The organism is Vibrio breoganii, assembly GCF_024346795.1.
Lineage (GTDB): Bacteria > Pseudomonadota > Gammaproteobacteria > Enterobacterales > Vibrionaceae > Vibrio > Vibrio breoganii.
Genome location: NZ_AP024865.1, coordinates 1,053,470 through 1,073,072 on the forward strand (window position 1 = coordinate 1,053,470; position 19,603 = coordinate 1,073,072).

The following is a 19,603-nucleotide window of genomic DNA, read 5'->3' on the forward strand; positions in this document are numbered from 1 at the left end:
TCATGAATTTCGCATCGTCATTGAAATTGCCAACACCCGCACTACTGGGTATCGCTCTGCTCGGGGTTTACCTTGCTAGCATACTCTCAATCAGTGTTGGGCCTATGGATATCAGCTTTACTCAGAGCATGAGTGCCCTATTGCCTGACTTCACCATGCCAGGCCTGCCCAGCACCGAATTGCCGGCACACGTTAACATGATAGTGCAGCAAGTGAGACTGCCTCGCACTCTGCTTGCTATCGCCATCGGCGGTATCTTAGCTATCTGTGGCACCGTTATGCAGGGGCTGTTTCGCAATCCCCTAGCCGACCCTGGAATTATCGGTGTCTCTGCAGGAGCGGCATTAGGCGCGGCGTTAGCTATCGTGGTGTTTGGGTCTCTAGCCGCGACCTATCCTGCCCTTTTGATGTTTGGCACCGTGCCTATCTTTTCCTTTTTAGGTGGCGCCATTACGACCCTTGTGGTGTATCAGTTGGGCACATCACCTAACGGTACCTCTGTGACTATGATGCTGCTCGCAGGTGTCGCCATTGGCGCACTGTCTGGGGCAATGTTAGGGCTTCTCAACTATTATGCCGACGATCAAGCCTTGCGCGATCTGTCGTTGTGGACGATGGGGTCATTAGCGGGTGCTAACTTTGCTGGGGTGGCCTTTGGCAGCATCGTCTTGCTAATCCTTGGTGTTTTGTTCTACCGCGAGTCTGCAAACCTCAACGCCTTGCTACTTGGTGAGGCTGAAGCGGGTCACCTAGGCATCGACGTACAACGACTTAAACGTCGCTTGATCTTACTTACCGCTGCTGGTGTAGGCGTGACCGTGTCTCTTGCCGGGATGATAGGCTTTATCGGTCTCATCGTGCCCCATCTAGGAAGAATGATCGCAGGTCCGAATCACAAGGTATTGATCCCTCTAGCAACCGTACTTGGGGCGTTACTCCTACTCATTTCTGACATGCTATCGCGAATTCTAGTCGCCCCTTTAGAGATCCCTGTGGGCATTATTACCGCAGTCCTCGGGGCGCCTTTCTTCCTATGGCTACTTATCTCACAAAAGGGGCGAATCTAATGCGCACACCATCCGTTCAGTGCTCCGATATTTCCGTCAGCATTGGCAACAGAACCATATTAGATAAGGTAAACATCGAGTTTTACCCCAATGAATTCACCGTGTTTCTCGGTCCTAATGGCACAGGCAAGAGTACGCTGCTAAAAACGCTCAGTAACGAGATGGCCTATACAGGGCAGCACTTTCTGTTCGGAAAGCCCACTCAAGATTGGGATAAGAAATCACTCGCCAAGCAATTTGGGGTATTGCCACAATCTAGCTCACTGACCTTTAATTTCACTGCACAAGAAGTGGTGGAGTTAGGCGGATTAACCCTATCAGGGGGACAAAAAGCGATAAGTCGTATTGCTAGAGAGAAAATGAATCTAACCGGGGTTCTCCCCCTAGCTGATCGCTTGTACCCAAGCTTATCTGGAGGAGAAAAGCAGCGAGTCCACTTTGCTCGTGTGCTCACTCAATTAGATTCGGTTAAGCACAACAAGGTATTGTTTCTTGACGAGCCAACCTCGGCACTTGATTTGAGCCACCAGCACAACACCTTGAAGCTTGCCAAGGAGCAAGCGGATTCAGGCGCCTGCGTTGTGGCAGTGTTGCATGACCTTAACCTAGCGGCACAATACGCTGATAGAATCGTGGTATTGAACCACGGCAATATCGTCGCTGACGGCACGCCATGGGAGGTATTGAACTCGCAAACCATTGAAGAAGTCTATCGCTGGAAAACGCAAATAGTCCCGCACCCTACGCAGAAGCATCCGGTGATATTGTCTGCAGCTTGAGCTTAGAGCTGATAGCCTGTCTCTTGATCACAAGTCGAGTCCTTTGAGCATTTCATAGGATTCGACTAGTTGCATTAGCTGTAACCAGCCATCCCATAATGCTACAACTCCCACACGACCATTCCGTTTACTATCATGCCAGCGACCTAACTTGGCGAGGGCGTAATATCCCCAATGCAGTGAAGGGGGCTCTGTTGGTATTGGCTTAGTTTTGTGCGCCGCTTTCCATAGTATTTTCCAACTGACGTTACTGAAATAAACCGTGCATGGAATATTCTTCGCCTCTTCCTTGTTTTGCGTCAGTTCCCGTAACTGAAATAAACGTACTGCGATAAAGGCTTGAATAACGGCTACACGACGTAAATTATCACGACTTTGCATACGCAATCTTTCTACTTGTGTACCTTCTGATTTCCAGATTTTATGAAACTCCTCTATGCGCCACCTTAGTTCGTAGTAGCGAGCTATTTGACGAGCTTCTTCGGGAGTTGTCACTGGTTCGGTCGTATAAAGTACCCAGCGTAATTTACCTTTTTCGCCGTTGGGTTCGACTTCTTGGCAGACCACGGCATTTACAGTAATAGTGGCTTCTGCTTTAGCGCGTTGAGGCTTTTGCAACGTCACCGATGTATGACTCAATGCTATCGTTGCGGTTCGCGCTCGACGTCCACCTTTCTGTTGAATATCTATGGTGTAGTGAGCGCTTGGTTCAAGGGCATCGAGTACTGTAAAAAGCTTTTCATCAAAGCCGACTAAGCGTCGATTGTCGCTTGCTCGTACGACAAAACGGTGACCTTGACTGATTTGATAGTCTAGGTATTCGTACATATCCGCTTCGCGATCACAAACATCAATGACATTGTCGAGTGTTTCAAGTCGTGATGAGAGTTGTTCAACATTATGTTGCCATTTATAACTCTCTTTTTCGCTACGCTCTCTGCATTGTAATTGATGGGTTTGTTGTACTTGCTTACTTTGTCGGTACCAATAATGTTGATAAGCCAACCCAAGCACTTGTTCACTCTGAGCATCCAACATCAATGTGGAATGAGCATAGAGTGTTCGTCCTTTATTACTGTGGCGGGTGTCGCTCCCTGAATTGACTTCGCCGAGTTCTTCACAAACAGAATGGCGGTAGCTCAGACCAGTAGTATCTTGGAGTGCTAAGACTAAAGGGCGCTGACGAACTAACTCGTCAGTTTGAGTGTACCCAGCCTCAGCAATGGCTTCGGGGCTGATACTATCGTTACGAATGAAGCGGTAAGCACCTTCGATACTGGCAGGGTCATCACAAGAACGACTCACCGATTTACCAGCGTTTTTAGCTAGATCACTGGCTACTTTAACCAGGCGGTTAGTGCGACGAGGATCGCCAAGCTGTGCACGACCAAAAATAAATTCAGCCCAGTGCTCAGAGTTGGAAGTAAACATAGAAAGTGTGACCTAATAAGCTAAAAGAAGTATTAGATCACACTGAGATTAGATAACAAGACTTGTGTATGAAAGTCAGGCTGATAGCTTCAAGCTGTCAGCTCTCAGAATGATATCACCCCGCTTTAGCCTCAGTCGGCTCCAACGGCACCTTGGCATAACGGTTTGCTAATATAGCGCAGTAGAATATTTGAATAGGGTGATACAGCATGATGGGTAGCAGTATCATCCCCAAATTAGGGTCGTGAGCAAAGATAACCTTGGCCATTGGAATTCCCGCCGCTAAGGTTTTTTTAGTGCCGCAGAAGACCGCTGCCACCTCATCTTGATGAGTAAACCCAACCTTACGTGCACCCCACTGGATCCCGTGTACCATCACCATTAGCACTGCCAAACAAATCAGTGCAGAGACGAGCAGTAGCATCGGCGAGAAGTCACTCCAGATGCCGTGATCAATGGAGTCACAAAATGCACTGTACACAATCAACAGAATCACGTACTTGTCTAGCTTGTTCACTACCGCTTTGTGTTTTTGAGTCCACTCAAAAAGTAATGGACGCATAACTTGTCCCAGTATCATCGGCAATAGCAACATCTTAGAAATCGATATCACTGAATCCATCAGATTAAGTTCTGCACCCTCCAACCCCATGAAGACTTGAATGAGCAGTGGGGTAATGAATACGCCAAGGATACTAGACAGTGAGGCGTTGAAGATTGCGCCAGGAAGGTTGCCCTTGCCTATTGCCGTCATCGCCACAGAAGAGGAAATAGTACTAGGCAAAACAAATAGATAGCAGAAACCAAACGCCAAAGCTGCTGGCATATAGGCCATAAACCCCTGACCAAATACCACCCACAACAGCGGATAAGCGACAAAGGTGGCGCCCTGCACATAGAGATGTAGCTTCCAGTTAGATAGCCCCTCAACAATAGCTTTTGGCGACAACCCCAAGCCATGCAGGAAAAAAACCAAGGCTATGCCTAAAACGGTAATGGTATCAAGATGCAGTACCCCGCCACTTTTTCCTAAATCTGGGGTAAACACCGCTAAAACGATGGCCACTACCATCCCTACAAGAAACCATTCTTTTTTAAATTTATTGATGATGCTCATACACACTTTTATCGTTTGAATGCAGCCTTTACAGGCGATACCGGACACACTGATCCTAACGATTTTGATCTGCTTACGCTATCAAAAAGACGGGTATAAAACTCAAATGGAAGGAATAGGGAAAAGAAAAAGGCAAGCCTAATAGCTTGCCTTCACTAGTGCGTTAATAAGCGCGTTAGCAAATACGGTGTTCGTATTCTACGACGACTTGATTACCATCAACGTACACGTTTCTGATGTCTCCATCGACAGACATTCTAGAACACAAGGTAACCACGCTGTTTTCAACAGTGACGTTGACTCGTAGTGATGGGATCGCATAAGCGGCGTCAACCTTTAGGTACTCACAAAAGCGAGTAACAAATGGGTAGGTTAAGGGCGCACGACCACGAAGTAATTGTCCAAATTCAGCCTGAGATACTCCTAGTTTTCGGGAGATCTCCATTTGCGTTAGACGCATTTTGGCTTTTTGGGACATCCATGTTTCGTAGAGGGCAGCTCTGTCTTGTTCAGTAAATTCCATCGGGCTTAACGGGGTAAATTTCTCATAGAGATAGTGTCTCTTTTGCCACCTACTGTTATGTCAATAATGCGTTAGCTTACTGTTTGCACAGTGACAGATTGCACACAGTTATCTGTCAAGGCTGCAATAATTCCCCTGCTGAATAAGTTTGGATCTAGGCCGTACGGATCAACAGAGTTGAGCTTCACTAGCACCAGCCAAAAGGTTCGTCATCCTGAACTTGATTCAGGATCTTAGTGGGCACATAGCTGACTTTCATACACAAGCATTGGTGTTCGAGCGATCGCTAACCGTCGTCCCCGAAGGTTTTTATCGGGGACCTTTTATTGAAACCGATGCTCGACCAGAGTGCTGGCCCAGAAAAACATTCGAGCATGACGAGTGCTCTCGAGCTCAACTTGTATTCAAAAGACAGCTAAACAGGCTTAAGCTCAACCACATTCTTCTCTGGATCGTGCACATATAAAGACCAACCTAACCCCGTCGCCCCGTAACGAATTGCATCAGGCAAGATATCGACGTCATGATTACGCAGGTATGCGAGTAACTGTTGTTGATTGATTGGCGCTATTTGCAGGCAAAAGTGATCCATATTGCGCCCGTTTTGTTGCGGTGGCTTACCACCAAGCTTCCCCAGTGGGCTATCAACATCAATAATGTCTATCAGCGCATTGCCTGCTCGAAGCTGGGTGAGTCCCTCCTCAACAAGACGCCTTTCTACCTCACATCCAAGAACGTTACAGTAGAACGATAGCATGCTTTCCACTTGGGTTGAGCGCAAAACCACGTGATCAATACCTTGGATCTCTATCATCATTGTCTCACTAAAATTTGTTAATTTTCTTTTTTAGTAGAGTCAAAAGCTTAGCGCTAGATCTTAATACCGTCCTCTCTACGCACAACATTACTGGTTATTTTATGAACTATAATTCCGTTGAAAGTCAGAGTATGACTCGTTTGTTGAAAGTGAAGATTAATGATCTTCATGGTGAGCCAATTGAGTAAGCCGCTCGTAAGCATAAACACTGCATACCTAGGGAGGCGATTATGATGACCGTACGCGACAGAATAGAAGATCTCGAGCAACAAATTTACATTGCCTGCTCAGAGGGAAATTTTGAAACGATGGACATGTTGGAGCAACAACTGGAGACTCTTAGAGGAAGAGCAAATCACGTATTCGAAGACGACCCTTACGCAATCGAAGGACGTTTAACTGAGGATGATTATTAGGACATTATGTATAAAACACAAATGAAGGCTCCTACGTTATGTCGGAGCCTTTTCAATTCTTACTGCGATTTCTGCTTATAAGACGTCATGACTTCATCGGCATTGTCTTGATACTCAGCAAGGCCTTTTGCTCTTAAATCACAAGCAGGGCAATCCCCACAACCGCTACCAACGATGCCGTTGTAACAGGTCAAGGTTTCATCCCTCACCATCTCTAATGCGTCATAGTGGTCCGCCATTGCCCATGTTTCCGCCTTGTTTAGCCACATTAGCGGAGTCTTAACGTCTAGTGCGTAATCCATTCCCAGAGAAAGCGCTGCGTTCATCGCCTTCACAAACTCATCCCTGCAATCTGGGTAGCCCGAGAAATCTGTTTCACAGACACCGGTGATCAGGGTCTTTGCTCCGACTTGATAGGCGTAGATGCCTGCTAGCGTTAGAAATAGGATATTGCGTCCAGGTACAAAAGAGTTTGGTAGCCCATTCTCGCCAAGGTCGTGGGAAACAGGGATATCGTCTCGAGTCAAAGAGCTCACCGCCAATTCATTAAGCAATGTTACATCCATTACCTTGTGTGCTTTTGCGCCTAGCTTCTTTGCTAGCTTCTGAGCAATCTCAATCTCTTGACGATGACGCTGACCATAGTCATAAGTAATCGCATGCACCTCATCAAATTGTGTGAGCGCTTGCACTAGGCACGTTGTAGAGTCTTGACCTCCACTAAAGATAACGACCGCTTTGTTCATACTTATTCCTTTCACTGACATTGAGTTAATCGCGCACAATCTACCAAATTTATCAGGGAAAACAAATTTTTAAATCTGTCCCCACAGTTAATAAGAGTAATGGTAATATCTGATAAAACGACAACAAAAATTAGGTATATAAACCATGGAAAAAACTACCCGTACTATGCAGGCTCGTAAGCACGTAGCCCTAGTAGCTCACGACCACTACAAAAAAGAACTCCTTCACTGGACCAAAGAAAACCTACAAAAGCTAGAGAAGCATACTTTGTATGCAACTGGCACAACCGGCCATCTACTTAGTCGTGAAACAGGTCTAGAAATTAAAAGCCTGATCAGTGGCCCTATGGGAGGCGATCAGCAGTTAGGTGCGATGATTGCAGAAGGTAAGATTGATGTGATGATCTTTTTCTGGGACCCGTTGAACGCAGCCCCACACGATCCTGACGTAAAAGCACTGCTTCGTATCGCGAGCGTATGGAATATTCCTGTAGCCACCAACCGTGCTACCGCGCGATTCCTATTTGACTCTTCTTTGATTGGTGAAGAAGTAGAGATCGCTATCCCAGACTATGAGTCTTACCTCGCTAAACGTACCTAGCGGACCGAAGCGGACCGCACCTAGAGGAATAGTTACCAAAGTTCAGCCCTCACTACCTTTGAGTAAGACTTTCTCCATTAAGCCACCTAGATAACTATTTCTAGTTGAAGGTGGCTTAATAATATCTACTCATTACAGAATACTTCTATTCAACGTAAATATTGGCATCCACTTCCGTATCTTCTTCATAAGGCTCAGGGGCGGGTCGCTTGCGTCGATTATCGTTGCTAGTGCCTGCGCGGTTCTCCGCAACTTCGGTGGTGAAACTACCCGTAATAAAGTTTTTGAAAGCATTCAGAGCTGGGATATTACTGTTGAACCCCAGATAAATAATCGCCAGCAATAAAGACAATATGATGATGACTTTTAGGTTCATTGGAACCTCCTTCTTAAACACTGTTTAAGCTGTGTGCGCCCCTATATTGTAGTTACAACTTTCAATTGTTCCTCTTCCATTTTTATCAAATGCAGAGATTTAGGCATTATTGACCTCGAAAACGACCAGCGCCACCGAATAATAGAAGCAAGGTGCTGCCGATGAAAAGTCCCTTACTCACCATCACCCCAAAATGATTGTCACTCTGCCATGCGTTTTCAATTTGTTGATAGCTTCTGACTGTTTGAGCGCCAATTTGTAAAGAAAGTACGTTATGAAACTGGCGTTCATCACCAACCGGAGACCCACTAAACCCATTGACATATCCGACCTGCAAAAGCTCTCCGTCGTTACGCTGCAATGCCTGGTAGACATTCTCAATATCACCTGCTTTAGAAGAGTATTGAAACCAACTACCGTCAATCAGTTGTAGGCGCATCGACTTGCTCCCTTTTACAGGAGTAAGATACTTCAGTGAACTGAGTTGTCCTGAGCGGAACCTTAACTCAGATGCGGAAGGCAGACTTTGATTGGACGCCAATGAGAACAACGTCGCTAGAGCGAGCATCACAAAGCCAAGAACAAGATAAACGCTAGATTTTCGAATATGCCCACCCGCTTTTAAATTCTTGTTTAGAAGGGAGAAGATATAGTATCAGCTCTTATGACTTTGCTCAAAATACCCTCAAAATCTGACTGTTACACTGAGTGTTCAATAAAGAATGTTTGAGGTCACTATGAGTAAAAAGATAACACTAATATCCCTAACCCTATGTGCCTTTTCTCTGGTTATGGTTTACTTCGACATTCTCGGACTCATTGCAATGGGAGTCGCGGTCATTTCTCTGTTTACAGCGATAGTACATGGTGGACTTTGGTTATCTGGTCGAGACTCCAACCCACTAGATGCTTATCAAGACGGCAAAAAGACTACCGCCCGTTCATTAACATCATTCTTTGGCAGTAAAAAGTGACTTACTTCTTTTTCACCGCATAAGAGCCTTCAAGTAGCTCTGTGATAAACGGTGATGGTTGAAGATCGTAACTCACTATAGCCTCTTGTTTTGCACGAGTTAGAGCCACATAAAACAAACGGCGTTCTTCTGCAAACGGGAAAGATTCGTTACTTGATTTAAGTGCGACATCCAGATGCGGTGCTCGCTCTTTTTGTGGGAAGTTATGCTCATTCACTCCCATCAGAAGTACAACATCAGCCTCTTTTCCTTTACTCGAGTGACAGGTCATAAAACTAAATTCGAGGTTGCTGTACTCCGATTGCCATTGCTTAAGCTTGCTCGGCTTATCTTTGTGAGTGCGCCCAAGCACTAAAACCGACAAGGGCTTGTGAGTGTTGTTCACACGTTGCAGTGTTTTCTCTAGCTTAGCTTCGGCAACCACTGACACCGCTTTTTGTTTTTGCTGCTTGTGTGCGGTGAGGGTTTTAGTGAGCTGCAGAGGGTTTTGCAGTATAAACTCGCCCGCCACGTCCGCAATCTGAGAATTGAAACGATAGGTGGTATCGAGATGGTGCGTCGCCGCATCTGGAAAGCGCTCAAGGAAGCCAGTAGTCAGGTTTACATCTGAGCCAGCAAACTGATAAATAGACTGCCAGTCATCGCCAACGGCAAATAACGAGCGTCTTCCTTGCTCGCAGGGTTGATTCACAATCGCTTCAACTAACGCTAAGCGCGCAGGAGAAATATCTTGATACTCATCCACCATTAAGTAGCGCCATGGAGCCTTAAATCGATTCTTAGACACATACTGCGTGGCTTTTTCTATCATTGAATGGAAATCCAATTCACCTTGTTCTTTTAAGTACTGTTTCCACGCTTGATAACAAGGCCACACCAACTGCAGTTCACTATTAAGACGCGAATACTCAGGATGCTCAATAATCTGCTGTTGAATGGATTTCTTGGTGACACTCATCGAGCACAGTTGATCCAACTGTTGATCAAGCCAAGCGATCAATTTCGGGTTTTCAAACTGGCTACCAAGGTCCACATCTCCCTTCAGATAGGCAATAGGCCATTGTGATAGATGTTTTTGCCAGCGTTTAAAATTCGTGGCGTTAGTCCAGTGTTCTTTTAGCCATTGTGCGCACCACTGCTGCTTTTGCTTGCTCTCAGATGCCAGTGAACTCACCTTCGCCGGGCTGCCTTCCACATGTTGGATAATATGCAGCGCCATCTTATGGAAGGTACTTACATTCACCTTTTGCGACGTCACACCTATTTTGTTCGATAGGCGCTGTGACATCTCCGTGGCAGCATCTTTGCCAAACGCGAGCAGGGCAACATCTTCAGCTTGGGCTTGATGACTTTGCAATAGATACGCCACTCTAGCCATAAGTACGCTGGTTTTACCGGTACCCGCTCCCGCTAAGATCAAGTTGTGATCGTTATTTAGCAAGACCGATTTTTGCTGAGACGCATTTAGAGGAGAGTTTTCAATTTGAGCAAACAACACTTGCCAGTTCTGAGTTTCATTGGTGAGCCAGAGTTCATTACGCTCCTTAACCATGTCCCCTTTAGGGCATAGCCATTGGTTCACCTCTTGCATATTTTCAGGCATGCGCTGGTTTGCATCATTCAAGCTGATGTTCATCTCTTCAAGATCAGCATGCACCATCTCTTGCCAAGAACGCCACTCGGAGTGTGCAAGGTACGCGGGCTTCTGACGCAGTAATTGCAGTTTTTGTTGCCACTTAGGCAAGTAGAGGTTCAGCTGACGACATTGCAGGCGGTGCCACTTCTCATAATACTGAACGGCAGTTCGGCCAAATGACTTGGCCTTTCCCCAAGATAACCCCTGGATCTGCCAGGCGTTTTGCACCGCTTCATCAGCTTGCTGTTGCTGGTAGCCATAAAAGGTAATGCTTCCCCATACTAAGCCACGCTCAATGGAGGTTTTACCGCTCCATTCCGAAAAAGGAATCGAGGTTTGATTCTCTCGAGAGGTAAGAACCAACTGATCCTTCTCTAGCTTGATATCAAAGTATTCGTCTTGTAAGAAAAAACGAGCTGACGGGGTGGCTTGCAACTGCATGTTAGCGTACTTGTCCTTAAGATTTCGGGTTGAACCGCTTCAGTTTACTATGATTAATCCAATGAGCGCATTAAGCGGTAGGTAATTTTTAGGTTTTTCTTTGAAAGTTCAGTAAGATCGCACGCACAGTCGCCTCTCAATTGAGTGCAAATCACATTAACCCTGTGTAAAGTAACAAGATATTATAAAAGGCTAGCCTAAAACTCTGTGAACACTTCTGCCACACTTCGCCAATATTGGGCGAATAAAACGATTAACTACAGCCTTCTCATCCTAGTCACCATGTTAGGCGTCGTACTGCCATGTTGGTATCTAGGTCAATATACTCTCATTACACCATTGGTTCTTGGCGTCATCGCAGCCGCTCTTGCGGAAACTGACGACAACTTCTGGGGACGTTTAAAAGCACTCACCCTAACCTTTATCTGTTTTGCGATTGCGAGTATTTCCATCGAGGTGCTCTACCCTTATCCCCTTGCTTTTGCCGTGGGGTTATTCATTTCAACCTTCACTTTTATCATGCTAGGCGCCATTGGTCCGCGCTATGCGAGCATCGCCTTTGGTTCATTGCTGATCGCCATCTATACCATGTTGGGGGCCAGCGAAAGTACCGATATTTGGAGTCAGCCAATCCTGTTGTTACTAGGTGCAGCTTGGTACTATTTGCTCTCTTTAATATGGCAAAGCCTGTGGCCAATGCAGCCCGTTCAGCTGAGTCTTTCGCAGACCTTCCACCAGCTATCGCGCTACCTGGATACAAAAAGTCGCCTTTTTCACCCGACAACAGGCCTTGCGCCTCAGCCGATGCGCATTGAGGAAGCAAAGCTTAATGCAAACACGGTAGAAGCATTAGAGCTATGCCGTGACACCCTGTTAAAGCGCTCAAAGAAAGGGCATGTCGATGGCCCTAGTGACCGATTTTTGCGTATCTACTTTCTTGCCCAAGATATGCATGAAAGACTCAGTTCCAGTCACTACCGCTATCAAGACCTTGCACTGCATTTTGAACGCTCAGATGTGCTATTTCGATTCAAGCACCTCATTCAGTCCTACGCCAAAGAGTGCGAATATATAGCGGAATCCCTAAGGCTGAACCAGCCTTATAAGCGCAGTCAGGAGTCGGTTATCGCCTTGGATGAACTGCAAGGTGCAATGACTCACCTCATTGAGCAACGTAACCCTGAGTGGCAACAATCTTTAGCTCAGCTTCAGTACCTATTCAATAACTTGTGTACGGTCGATAGATTGCTGAATAACGTTAACAACCCTGATGCACAATCGTTTGATCATGTGCTGGATGATAGAACCGCGCATACCGCCAAACAGATGTGGCAGCGAATTAACGACAGTCTTTCCCCTTCATCAGTGCTATTTCGCCACGCCATAAGGCTCGCAACGGCACTCACCGTTGGTTATGGCATCATTGAATTATTCTCCATTGAGCATGGGTTCTGGATACTGCTGACCACCTTATTTGTCTGTCAGCGTAACTTTAGCTCCACCAAACAAAAGCTATTTCATAGGATCAGTGGCACCTTTGCCGGATTGATCCTTGGCGTCGTGATGCTCTCTCTTATCCCTGAAGTGGAAGGGCAACTGTTTGTTATTGTCATTTCCAGCGTGCTCTTCTTTGCGTTTAGGCTGCAAAACTACGCTTATGCGACGGCAATTATTACCGTACTGGTGCTGTTTTTATTCTCTCAACTTGGAGCCGGATATGCGGTGATTGTCCCAAGATTGATTGATACCCTGATAGGAAGCCTACTGGCCGCAGGCGCGGTCTACTTCATTCTGCCTGATTGGCAAGCCAAGAAATTGCCCTCTCTTATGGGACAGGCAATTAAAGCCAACGGAAATTACCTCGCTCAGATTATCGCTCAGTATCGACTAGGAAAAACCGACGACCTCAACTACCGCATCGCTCGCCGTGCTGCTCATAGTCATGACGCGAACCTGAGCGCAGCGATTAGCAATATGCTCGCCGAACCTGGTAAATATCAGCATGCCGTCAACGAGAGTTTTCGCTTCTTGACCTTAAACCATGCCCTACTCAGTTACGTCTCTGCACTGGGCGCACACAGAACACAGCTCAGTGATGCGACAACGCACAAGCTAGTAATTGATGCATATCAGGAGATTCATGTTAAGCTCGATGCTATTGAGAAGGCTTTGCGTGATGAACCCTTCGATGAAAAAGTGTTCGATACCAATCATATCCAACACAAACTATCACAATGGCGTGAGAGTGATGGCACATCTGCACAGATGATCTTGCAACAACTGCACTTGATCCACAGAATGTTGCCAGAGATAAAAATACTCAGCCAAACTTTTTCAAAATCAAAATTGGTCTTAGACCCAAAACTTTAGAGAAGCTCTATGTACAAGAAAATTTTGCTAACCGGACTAGCACTATCACTGACTGCACCTGCATTTGCAGAGGTCACCATCGGTCTTCCTGAGGATGTTGACTTACTACTTGTCAACGGCACAGAACCTGAGATTGACGGTGGGTTCTTCTCATCAAGCTCTACAGCAATTCTACCTGACGGCGAAAACCAGATCGTATTTCGCTACGTTCCTAGCTTTAAACAAGGCCAAGAGTTCGAAAAAATGAACTCTGACGTTATTGTGGCGAAGTTTACCGCTGAGAACGAAAATCTAGAGTTTGAATTTCCTAAGTACCGCAACATCCGTGAAGCACAAAGATTCAATAACAACCCTGATTGGAAATTGGTGAACGAGTCTAACCAAACCATAGAGATGACCCAAGACAAGCTGGTCCATGAAGGCATGCAAATTGGTCGTGATTACGAAACCGAGATGATTAAGTTCAATGCCGCGGGTGGCGCAGCTGCCATTGCAACCACCAATAGCGCTGCATATGCCGCAGTAACAGCAGCACAAGCCTCTGGACAGACAGTTACCGTAGTACCTGTTGCTGAAACAGCAACAACGAATGCAACGCCAACGCAACTACCAGAGACAACAACAGCGACCACTGAAGAAGAGATGCTGATGTTCTGGTACGGCAAGGCCGACGATGCAACCAAAGCGCGCTTTAAAGCCTACGTGAACAGCCAGTAATACCGACTCCTGCAGTCAAGAGTTGGAGTCTAACACCTCAAAATAGAGACTCCTCTCTCAATTCTGGGCGATTTTCATACAAAACCATGAAAATCGCCCAAACTTCTCCATTTCCTTAATCGCAATGTCTTAAGCTATACGTATAAACTCAAACTAGTATTTGACACTTTTCGAGTTAAAAGTGTAAACGTTCTCATGGGGTAGTTAGCTAATGAACCAAGCACGATCAGAGCGATTACAACACGACCACAACGAATCGCAGATTCTCGATATTATTGTGGTTGGCGGTGGTATCAACGGTGTTGGTATTGCAGCCGATGCCGTCTCAAGAGGCCTGTCTACCGCCCTATTTGAAGCCAAAGACTTTGCCAGTGCGACCTCCTCTGCCAGTTCCAAACTGATTCATGGCGGTTTGCGCTACCTAGAACACTACGAGTTTCGCTTAGTTTCAGAAGCGCTGGCCGAGCGTGAAGTTATTCTTAAAAAAGCCCCTCATATAGCAAGACCGATGAGATTTCGCCTGCCTCACCGCCCTTTTCTTCGTCCTGCTTGGATGATTCGCACCGGAATGTACTTGTACGATTACCTCAGCACGCGCAACTCACTGCCCGCTTCTTGTAAGGTTTCCCTAAGCGATGACGGCATCATGTATGACGAATTTAAGGTTGGCTTTGAATACTCTGATTGCTGGGTGGATGATGCAAGATTGGTGGTCCTGAATGCTATGCAAGCCAAAGAAAATGGGGCTGAAGTGAGAAACTACTGCGAGGTCGTTTCTGTAACCCAACAAGATAAGATATGGACCGTTAAGCTTCTCGATCATCGAACCGGTGAGCGTCTAACTCGTCGCTCTTATTGTGTCGTCAATGCCACTGGGCCATGGGTTAAGCAGTTCATTACCGATACGGTGCAAACCAAATCTCCTATGGGCATCCGCCTTATCAAGGGTTCGCACATCATAGTTCCGAAAATCTATTCTCAAGAATTTGCTTATATCTTGCAAAACCAAGATGGACGCATTGTTTTCGTTATTCCTTATTTAGATAAATACTCTCTGATAGGCACTACCGATGTTGAATACAAAGGCGATCCCCGTAAAGTCACCATTTCTGATGATGAAATAGACTACCTATTAGACGTGGTCAACCAACACTTTAAGCACACCACATTCAAAGACGACATCATATCCAGCTTTAGTGGGGTACGACCTCTTTGCGATGATGAATCTGACTCCCCTCAGGCCATCACCAGAGATTACACCCTCACCCTGCAGCACTCCCTAGAAACTGCGCCTTTATTATCGGTATTTGGTGGAAAGCTTACTACCTATAGAAAGTTGGCGAATGCGGCGCTAGGTAAGCTAGAACGCGTCTTTCCTGAGATGCCCCCCTGCACAACCGAAGACACCCTTTTACCGGGTGCAGAACAGTTTGATAAACAAGATCTACTTGCGCAATTTACTGAACTTGCCCCCTTTGTAAGCCAAGAAATCATCCAACGTTGGGTAAGTATTTATGGCACTCGTGCACTGATCATCGCTCATTCATTGCGCGAAGAACAAGACCTAGGTAAACGCTTTTCAGCGCAACTGTATGCGGCCGAGGTGGACTATTTGTTTGAACATGAGTTCGCCCACTCTGCCCAAGATATCCTCTATCGACGCACCAAATTATACTTGGAGATGTCACAGGTAGAAGTGGATGCTCTTGAGCGTTATTTGCTCAATAAGGAACAAAATAGCCAGCAATCCATGGATATTAATAGCAATGGGGAAACAACCGTTTCAACACAATTAAATCTCTAGCACCGATTCGCCATAACAAGTACCGCATTGAGATATGCGGTACTTGAACACACAGAAACTGAAAGTAAGTGTGCACTTTTTCGCATATAAAACCCTCAAATTAGAGCATATAGTCTAACCCTTCAGATCATCATAAAACATGATGCGACAAATTCGGGTGGACCATGAAGAAATACATCAAAGGGTATATCGCAGCAATCGTGCTATTTGCAATCGGTGGTGGCGTCGCTTACTACTGGCATTACAGTGACCTGCACCCTTCGACTGACAATGCCTATGTGCATGGAAAGACCGTTTCTATTGCCCCATTGGTTCAAGGTCGCATCACCAAAATCTCCGTTGATGACTTTCAGTTTGTTCACATGGGTGACCATCTAATCTCTGTCGATTCTCAGCCTTATCAAATCGCCGTAAAAGAAGCGCAAGCGGCTTACCAAGCTGCGCTACAGCAAAACAAGTCTCAAGAGTCTGGTGTCAATGCCGCAATCGCTCAACTCAATGAGGCTAAGGCCAATCTACTCAACGCCCAAAAAACTTACAAACGTACCCAAGTTTTGGTGGATAAGAAGCTAGTTCCTATCCAACAAGCGGATACCGACCGAACTGACCTTGCCGACGCACAAGCTCGTTTGCACGCCGCACAAGCATCATTACAACAAGCCATTGATGCGCAAGGTGGTAAGGGCGATGAATCGGCGGCCGTTCAACAGACTGCTGCACGTCTAGCAAAAGCAGAACTTGACCTTAGCTATACCGAGATTAGCGCTCCCTTTGATGGCTATGTCGGTGACGTAAAAATCCACCTAGGCACCTTCGTTGCAACAGGCCAGCCATTGTTTCCAGTAGTGAAGCAGTATGGACAATGGGTACAAGCGAACTTCAAAGAATCGCAAATGCCTCGCCTTTCTGAAGGCCAGCCCGTCAGTATTAAGGTGGATATGTATCCTGATGTTGTATGGCATGGAAAGCTTGTCAAGATCTCTCCTGCTAGTGGCACTAGCTTTTCACTGCTTCCTCCAGAAAACGCCACCGGAAACTGGGTAAAAATAGGCCAACGTTTTCCTGTGAAAATTGTGATCACTGATGATCTTGCAACCAAGCCTATCTTACGAATTGGCTCAAGCACTCAAGTCACCGTGGATACAACAGCCGGAGAATAGTGGTGGAGACAATAACACCCTTCAAACGATGGATGATTGTGATTGCAGTAATGACCTCTGCAATCATGGTGCTACTCGATATGACCATCGCCAATGTTGCCCTGCCTCAAATGCAAGGTGCCCTTGGTGCAACGTCTGACACCATTACCTGGGTGTTGACAGCCTATACAATGGCAGAAGCCATATTTATTCCCCTTACTAGTTTCTTCTCTAGCAAACTGGGAGAGCGTCGTCTTCTTTTGGTCGCAGTCTCTGGTTTTATGGTGTCTTCCATTCTTTGTGGGCAAGCTCAATCTATTGAAGCAATGGTGCTCTTTCGTGTCATACAAGGGATGTTTGGCGCAGTTGTTATTCCTCTTTCCCAATCTCTATTGATATCCGTATTTCCACCTGAAGAGCGTGGCAAGGCCATGTCCATTTTTAGTATTGGTATTTTACTTGGCCCCATCTTAGGCCCCACTCTAGGCGGCTTAATTACTCAAAATATGGACTGGCGCTGGGTGTTCTACGTTAACGTGCCTGTCGGTCTTTTCTGCCTGACAATGATTTCAGTGTTTGTGAAAACCTCAAACAAAAGCAAAACCACTATTGATTGGCCAACCATGATTTCTATGGCCGTTGGCATTGGTATGCTGCAAATGGTACTGGATCAGGGTAACCAATTAGATTGGTTTGAATCTCGTCTGATTCAAGTCAGTCTCATCGCTGCCATTGTCGGTCTTGCTTTTTTTGTTCATCGCAGTTTCAAAACGCGCAGCCCTGTTGCTCCTATCTGGATGATCAGCAACCGAAATCTTGCCTTTGGTTCGATCATGATGGCAATTTTCGCCAGCGCCTTGTTTGGTCTTACGGCGCAATTGCCAATGATGCTTGAGGGCGCACTAAACTACCCTGTCGATACCACGGGACTGCTAATGGCGCCAAGGGGTATTGCCGCTGCTATTACGCTTATTGCTACCGCTAAGTTTCTCAATAATGATCGCCTAAGAGGGATGGTCGCTGTCGGTGCTTTGCTGTGTGGGGTGGCGGGTATTATCATGTCACAGTATTCGGAGAACATTGATTTCTACTGGCTGATTTTGCCGAGTGTCATTCAAGGCTGTGGTATGGGCTTAGTCTTTTCTAGCCTATCCTCTATCGCATATACAACGCTGAAACCAGAGCAAGGCGTTGCCGGTGCCAGTATCTTCAACCTATTCAGAACCATAGGCAGCTCCTTTGGTATCTCTATTGCGACCACTTACCAATTTAGAAGTGCTCAAGAGCAATGGAACTCTCTGAGTCAATCTATCAACCCCTACAATCCCAACCTTCAGCATTGGCTCAGTGACACTGGTTCATCATTAAGCGATCCAACAACTCAAACCATACTTCAAGAACAGCTTCATAAACAATCAGAGATTGTGGCGTTTGTGCATACCTTCTCTTTCATTACTCTGATGTTTGTGTTGATTATTCCGTTCTTGTTCTTGCTTAAGATCCCGAAACACAATCCCAATAAGAAGGCACAAGCGCCTGCAGGTCACTAAAGAGCTTGAACCTTAGATTGATTACTAGAAAAATTAGGATTTGGCAAAGACGAGTAACCGCATGAATTGCCTCTCTGTCAGTAACCCTACCTTGAACAATTGGTAAGCTCTTAATGCTGAAACCTCGAACATAAGATCATCTCCCAAGCGAATAATGATAATCTTACTGTCTCGTGACGAGTACGTAGACTCGTTGAATTACTAGTAGTTAAAGTAAAAGTTACTCGCTACTAGGGTCTGTTGACCTTTTGTTTAGGATACGCATGAAGGAATCAATCTTAATTACTGGCTGCAGCAGCGGCATTGGCTATCACTGTGCCAAGCAATTACACCATTTGGGATACACCGTTATTGCCAGTTGCCGAAGCAGTGACGATGTCAGCAGGCTCAAAAACGAAGGGCTTAATTGTGTTCAGCTTGATGTCACAGATGCCGAGTCGATACATTCTGGATTAGCAGAAGCATTGGAGATAACCGGTGGAAGACTCGATGCACTGTTTAATAACGCAGCATATGGACAATGCGGCGCGTTAGAAGACTTGCCTACCGAAGCACTTCGAGTACAGCTAGAAACTAACCTTATAGGTTGGCATGAACTCACCAAAGCAGTGATTCCCATTATGCTAAAACAAGGCAATGGCAAGATCATTCAAAACAGTTCGGTGTTGGGGTTAGTGGCAATGAAATATCGTGGCGCTTACAACACCAGTAAGTTTGCCCTTGAAGGTTATACCGATACCTTGCGATTAGAACTGATGGACACGCCAATCTCAGTGAGTTTGATTGAGCCTGGGCCGATAGTGAGTAAGTTTCGAGAGAATGCCCTCAAGGCATTTGAGCAAACAATAGATACTGACAACTCGAGACACAGCAAAAACTATCAAAATACCATTGAGCGTTTAGGCAAAGAAACCTCTACCAATCGATTTACCTTGCCTGCCGAAGCGGTTCTTGTGCCAGTCAAAAAGATACTCACCAGCCAGAAACCAAAGGCGCGTTACTATGTCACGCAACCTACTTACGTGTTCGGTTTTCTTCGTCGCATCTTACCCACAAGCCTACTTGATCGCTTGTTGGCAAAGAGCGACTAATTACCAAT

The 19,603-nt window shown here is 46.0% G+C and carries 19 protein-coding genes; 11 read left to right on the forward strand and 8 right to left on the reverse strand.

Features of this window, described 5'->3' with window-relative positions:
- Positions 1 to 2: 2 nt before the first annotated feature.
- A complete protein-coding gene (locus OCU35_RS17695; RefSeq protein ID WP_261826108.1) occupies positions 3 to 1,067 on the forward strand; it encodes a FecCD family ABC transporter permease in 1,065 nt (354 codons plus the stop codon).
- On the forward strand, positions 1,067 to 1,846 hold the full coding sequence (locus tag OCU35_RS17700) for a heme ABC transporter ATP-binding protein (RefSeq protein WP_102430703.1): 780 nt from the start codon (positions 1,067 to 1,069) through the stop codon (positions 1,844 to 1,846). The genes OCU35_RS17695 and OCU35_RS17700 overlap by 1 nt, the downstream gene beginning before the upstream one ends.
- A gap of 27 nt (positions 1,847 to 1,873) precedes the next feature.
- Here OCU35_RS17700 and OCU35_RS17705 read toward each other — a convergent pair whose 3' ends face one another.
- The 4 genes from OCU35_RS17705 to OCU35_RS17720 all read right to left on the reverse strand — a co-directional run bounded on the left by OCU35_RS17705 (position 1,874) and on the right by OCU35_RS17720 (position 5,734).
- Positions 1,874 to 3,277 carry an IS4 family transposase gene (locus OCU35_RS17705; protein WP_261825301.1) on the reverse strand — a complete coding sequence of 468 codons (1,404 nt, stop codon included), beginning with the start codon at positions 3,275 to 3,277 and terminating at the stop codon, positions 1,874 to 1,876.
- 115 nt (positions 3,278 to 3,392) lie between these two features.
- Positions 3,393 to 4,349, reverse strand: a complete 957-nt coding sequence (locus OCU35_RS17710; RefSeq protein ID WP_390625328.1) for a bile acid:sodium symporter family protein — start codon at positions 4,347 to 4,349, stop codon at positions 3,393 to 3,395.
- Between the two features lie 220 nt (positions 4,350 to 4,569).
- A complete protein-coding gene (locus OCU35_RS17715) occupies positions 4,570 to 4,917 on the reverse strand; it encodes a helix-turn-helix domain-containing protein (protein WP_017031988.1) in 348 nt (115 codons plus the stop codon).
- Positions 4,918 to 5,332: 415 nt separating this feature from the next.
- Positions 5,333 to 5,734 carry a VOC family protein gene (locus tag OCU35_RS17720; protein WP_261826109.1) on the reverse strand — a complete coding sequence of 134 codons (402 nt, stop codon included), beginning with the start codon at positions 5,732 to 5,734 and terminating at the stop codon, positions 5,333 to 5,335.
- 233 nt (positions 5,735 to 5,967) lie between these two features.
- Here OCU35_RS17720 and OCU35_RS17725 point away from each other — a divergent pair, with 233 nt between their 5' ends.
- Positions 5,968 to 6,150: a hypothetical protein gene (locus tag OCU35_RS17725; RefSeq protein WP_026012716.1), complete on the forward strand. Its 183-nt coding sequence runs from the start codon at positions 5,968 to 5,970 to the stop codon at positions 6,148 to 6,150.
- Positions 6,151 to 6,209: 59 nt separating this feature from the next.
- On the opposite strand, the gene queC is transcribed toward OCU35_RS17725, so the two are convergent.
- On the reverse strand, positions 6,210 to 6,896 hold the full coding sequence (queC, locus tag OCU35_RS17730; RefSeq protein WP_102359542.1) for a 7-cyano-7-deazaguanine synthase QueC: 687 nt from the start codon (positions 6,894 to 6,896) through the stop codon (positions 6,210 to 6,212).
- 145 nt (positions 6,897 to 7,041) lie between these two features.
- Between queC and OCU35_RS17735 the strand changes: the two genes are divergently transcribed.
- Positions 7,042 to 7,497 (forward strand): methylglyoxal synthase, encoded by a 456-nt coding sequence (locus tag OCU35_RS17735; protein WP_017031980.1) that lies wholly within the window; start codon positions 7,042 to 7,044, stop codon positions 7,495 to 7,497.
- Between the two features lie 145 nt (positions 7,498 to 7,642).
- On the opposite strand, the gene OCU35_RS17740 is transcribed toward OCU35_RS17735, so the two are convergent.
- Both OCU35_RS17740 and OCU35_RS17745 read right to left on the reverse strand, forming a co-directional pair.
- Complete coding sequence (locus OCU35_RS17740) at positions 7,643 to 7,873, reverse strand: hypothetical protein (protein WP_017031979.1); 231 nt, start codon at positions 7,871 to 7,873, stop codon at positions 7,643 to 7,645.
- A gap of 106 nt (positions 7,874 to 7,979) precedes the next feature.
- Entirely contained in the window at positions 7,980 to 8,312 is a 333-nt protein-coding gene (locus OCU35_RS17745; protein ID WP_240698211.1) for a hypothetical protein, read from the reverse strand.
- A 298-nt stretch (positions 8,313 to 8,610) separates the two neighbouring features.
- Here OCU35_RS17745 and OCU35_RS17750 point away from each other — a divergent pair, with 298 nt between their 5' ends.
- Positions 8,611 to 8,847, forward strand: a complete 237-nt coding sequence (locus tag OCU35_RS17750; protein ID WP_261826110.1) for a hypothetical protein — start codon at positions 8,611 to 8,613, stop codon at positions 8,845 to 8,847.
- A gap of 1 nt (position 8,848) precedes the next feature.
- Here OCU35_RS17750 and helD read toward each other — a convergent pair whose 3' ends face one another.
- Positions 8,849 to 10,924: a DNA helicase IV gene (gene helD / locus OCU35_RS17755; RefSeq protein ID WP_102443862.1), complete on the reverse strand. Its 2,076-nt coding sequence runs from the start codon at positions 10,922 to 10,924 to the stop codon at positions 8,849 to 8,851.
- A 207-nt stretch (positions 10,925 to 11,131) separates the two neighbouring features.
- Between helD and yccS the strand changes: the two genes are divergently transcribed.
- The 6 genes from yccS to OCU35_RS17785 all read left to right on the forward strand — a co-directional run bounded on the left by yccS (position 11,132) and on the right by OCU35_RS17785 (position 19,595).
- Positions 11,132 to 13,294: a YccS family putative transporter gene (yccS, locus tag OCU35_RS17760; RefSeq protein WP_261826111.1), complete on the forward strand. Its 2,163-nt coding sequence runs from the start codon at positions 11,132 to 11,134 to the stop codon at positions 13,292 to 13,294.
- A gap of 9 nt (positions 13,295 to 13,303) precedes the next feature.
- A complete protein-coding gene (locus tag OCU35_RS17765; RefSeq protein ID WP_261826112.1) occupies positions 13,304 to 14,011 on the forward strand; it encodes a DUF2057 family protein in 708 nt (235 codons plus the stop codon).
- A 211-nt stretch (positions 14,012 to 14,222) separates the two neighbouring features.
- The gene (gene glpD, locus OCU35_RS17770) at positions 14,223 to 15,815 is read left to right on the forward strand and encodes a glycerol-3-phosphate dehydrogenase (RefSeq protein WP_261826113.1); all 1,593 of its coding nucleotides are present in this window, start codon (positions 14,223 to 14,225) and stop codon (positions 15,813 to 15,815) included.
- Between the two features lie 164 nt (positions 15,816 to 15,979).
- On the forward strand, positions 15,980 to 16,975 hold the full coding sequence (locus OCU35_RS17775; RefSeq protein WP_017029883.1) for an HlyD family secretion protein: 996 nt from the start codon (positions 15,980 to 15,982) through the stop codon (positions 16,973 to 16,975).
- 32 nt (positions 16,976 to 17,007) lie between these two features.
- Positions 17,008 to 18,504 carry a DHA2 family efflux MFS transporter permease subunit gene (locus OCU35_RS17780; RefSeq protein ID WP_261826568.1) on the forward strand — a complete coding sequence of 499 codons (1,497 nt, stop codon included), beginning with the start codon at positions 17,008 to 17,010 and terminating at the stop codon, positions 18,502 to 18,504.
- A gap of 263 nt (positions 18,505 to 18,767) precedes the next feature.
- Complete coding sequence (locus tag OCU35_RS17785; RefSeq protein WP_017242966.1) at positions 18,768 to 19,595, forward strand: SDR family oxidoreductase; 828 nt, start codon at positions 18,768 to 18,770, stop codon at positions 19,593 to 19,595.
- Positions 19,596 to 19,603 lie beyond the last annotated feature (8 nt).

Bases quoted from the DNA above. Each gene is read 5' to 3' on its own strand.
- OCU35_RS17695 (WP_261826108.1), top strand. From the start codon at position 3: ATGAATTTCGCATCGTCATTGAAATTGCCAACACCCGCACTACTGGGT.
- OCU35_RS17700 (WP_102430703.1), top strand. From the start codon at position 1,067: ATGCGCACACCATCCGTTCAGTGCTCCGATATTTCCGTCAGCATTGGC.
- OCU35_RS17705 (WP_261825301.1), bottom strand. From the start codon at position 3,277: ATGTTTACTTCCAACTCTGAGCACTGGGCTGAATTTATTTTTGGTCGT.
- OCU35_RS17710 (WP_390625328.1), bottom strand. From the start codon at position 4,349: ATGGTAGTGGCCATCGTTTTAGCGGTGTTTACCCCAGATTTAGGAAAA.
- OCU35_RS17715 (WP_017031988.1), bottom strand. From the start codon at position 4,917: ATGGAATTTACTGAACAAGACAGAGCTGCCCTCTACGAAACATGGATG.
- OCU35_RS17720 (WP_261826109.1), bottom strand. From the start codon at position 5,734: ATGATGATAGAGATCCAAGGTATTGATCACGTGGTTTTGCGCTCAACC.
- OCU35_RS17725 (WP_026012716.1), top strand. From the start codon at position 5,968: ATGACCGTACGCGACAGAATAGAAGATCTCGAGCAACAAATTTACATT.
- queC (WP_102359542.1), bottom strand. From the start codon at position 6,896: ATGAACAAAGCGGTCGTTATCTTTAGTGGAGGTCAAGACTCTACAACG.
- OCU35_RS17735 (WP_017031980.1), top strand. From the start codon at position 7,042: ATGGAAAAAACTACCCGTACTATGCAGGCTCGTAAGCACGTAGCCCTA.
- OCU35_RS17740 (WP_017031979.1), bottom strand. From the start codon at position 7,873: ATGAACCTAAAAGTCATCATCATATTGTCTTTATTGCTGGCGATTATT.
- OCU35_RS17745 (WP_240698211.1), bottom strand. From the start codon at position 8,312: ATGCGCCTACAACTGATTGACGGTAGTTGGTTTCAATACTCTTCTAAA.
- OCU35_RS17750 (WP_261826110.1), top strand. From the start codon at position 8,611: ATGAGTAAAAAGATAACACTAATATCCCTAACCCTATGTGCCTTTTCT.
- helD (WP_102443862.1), bottom strand. From the start codon at position 10,924: ATGCAGTTGCAAGCCACCCCGTCAGCTCGTTTTTTCTTACAAGACGAA.
- OCU35_RS17765 (WP_261826112.1), top strand. From the start codon at position 13,304: ATGTACAAGAAAATTTTGCTAACCGGACTAGCACTATCACTGACTGCA.
- glpD (WP_261826113.1), top strand. From the start codon at position 14,223: ATGAACCAAGCACGATCAGAGCGATTACAACACGACCACAACGAATCG.
- OCU35_RS17775 (WP_017029883.1), top strand. From the start codon at position 15,980: ATGAAGAAATACATCAAAGGGTATATCGCAGCAATCGTGCTATTTGCA.
- OCU35_RS17780 (WP_261826568.1), top strand. From the start codon at position 17,008: ATGATTGTGATTGCAGTAATGACCTCTGCAATCATGGTGCTACTCGAT.
- OCU35_RS17785 (WP_017242966.1), top strand. From the start codon at position 18,768: ATGAAGGAATCAATCTTAATTACTGGCTGCAGCAGCGGCATTGGCTAT.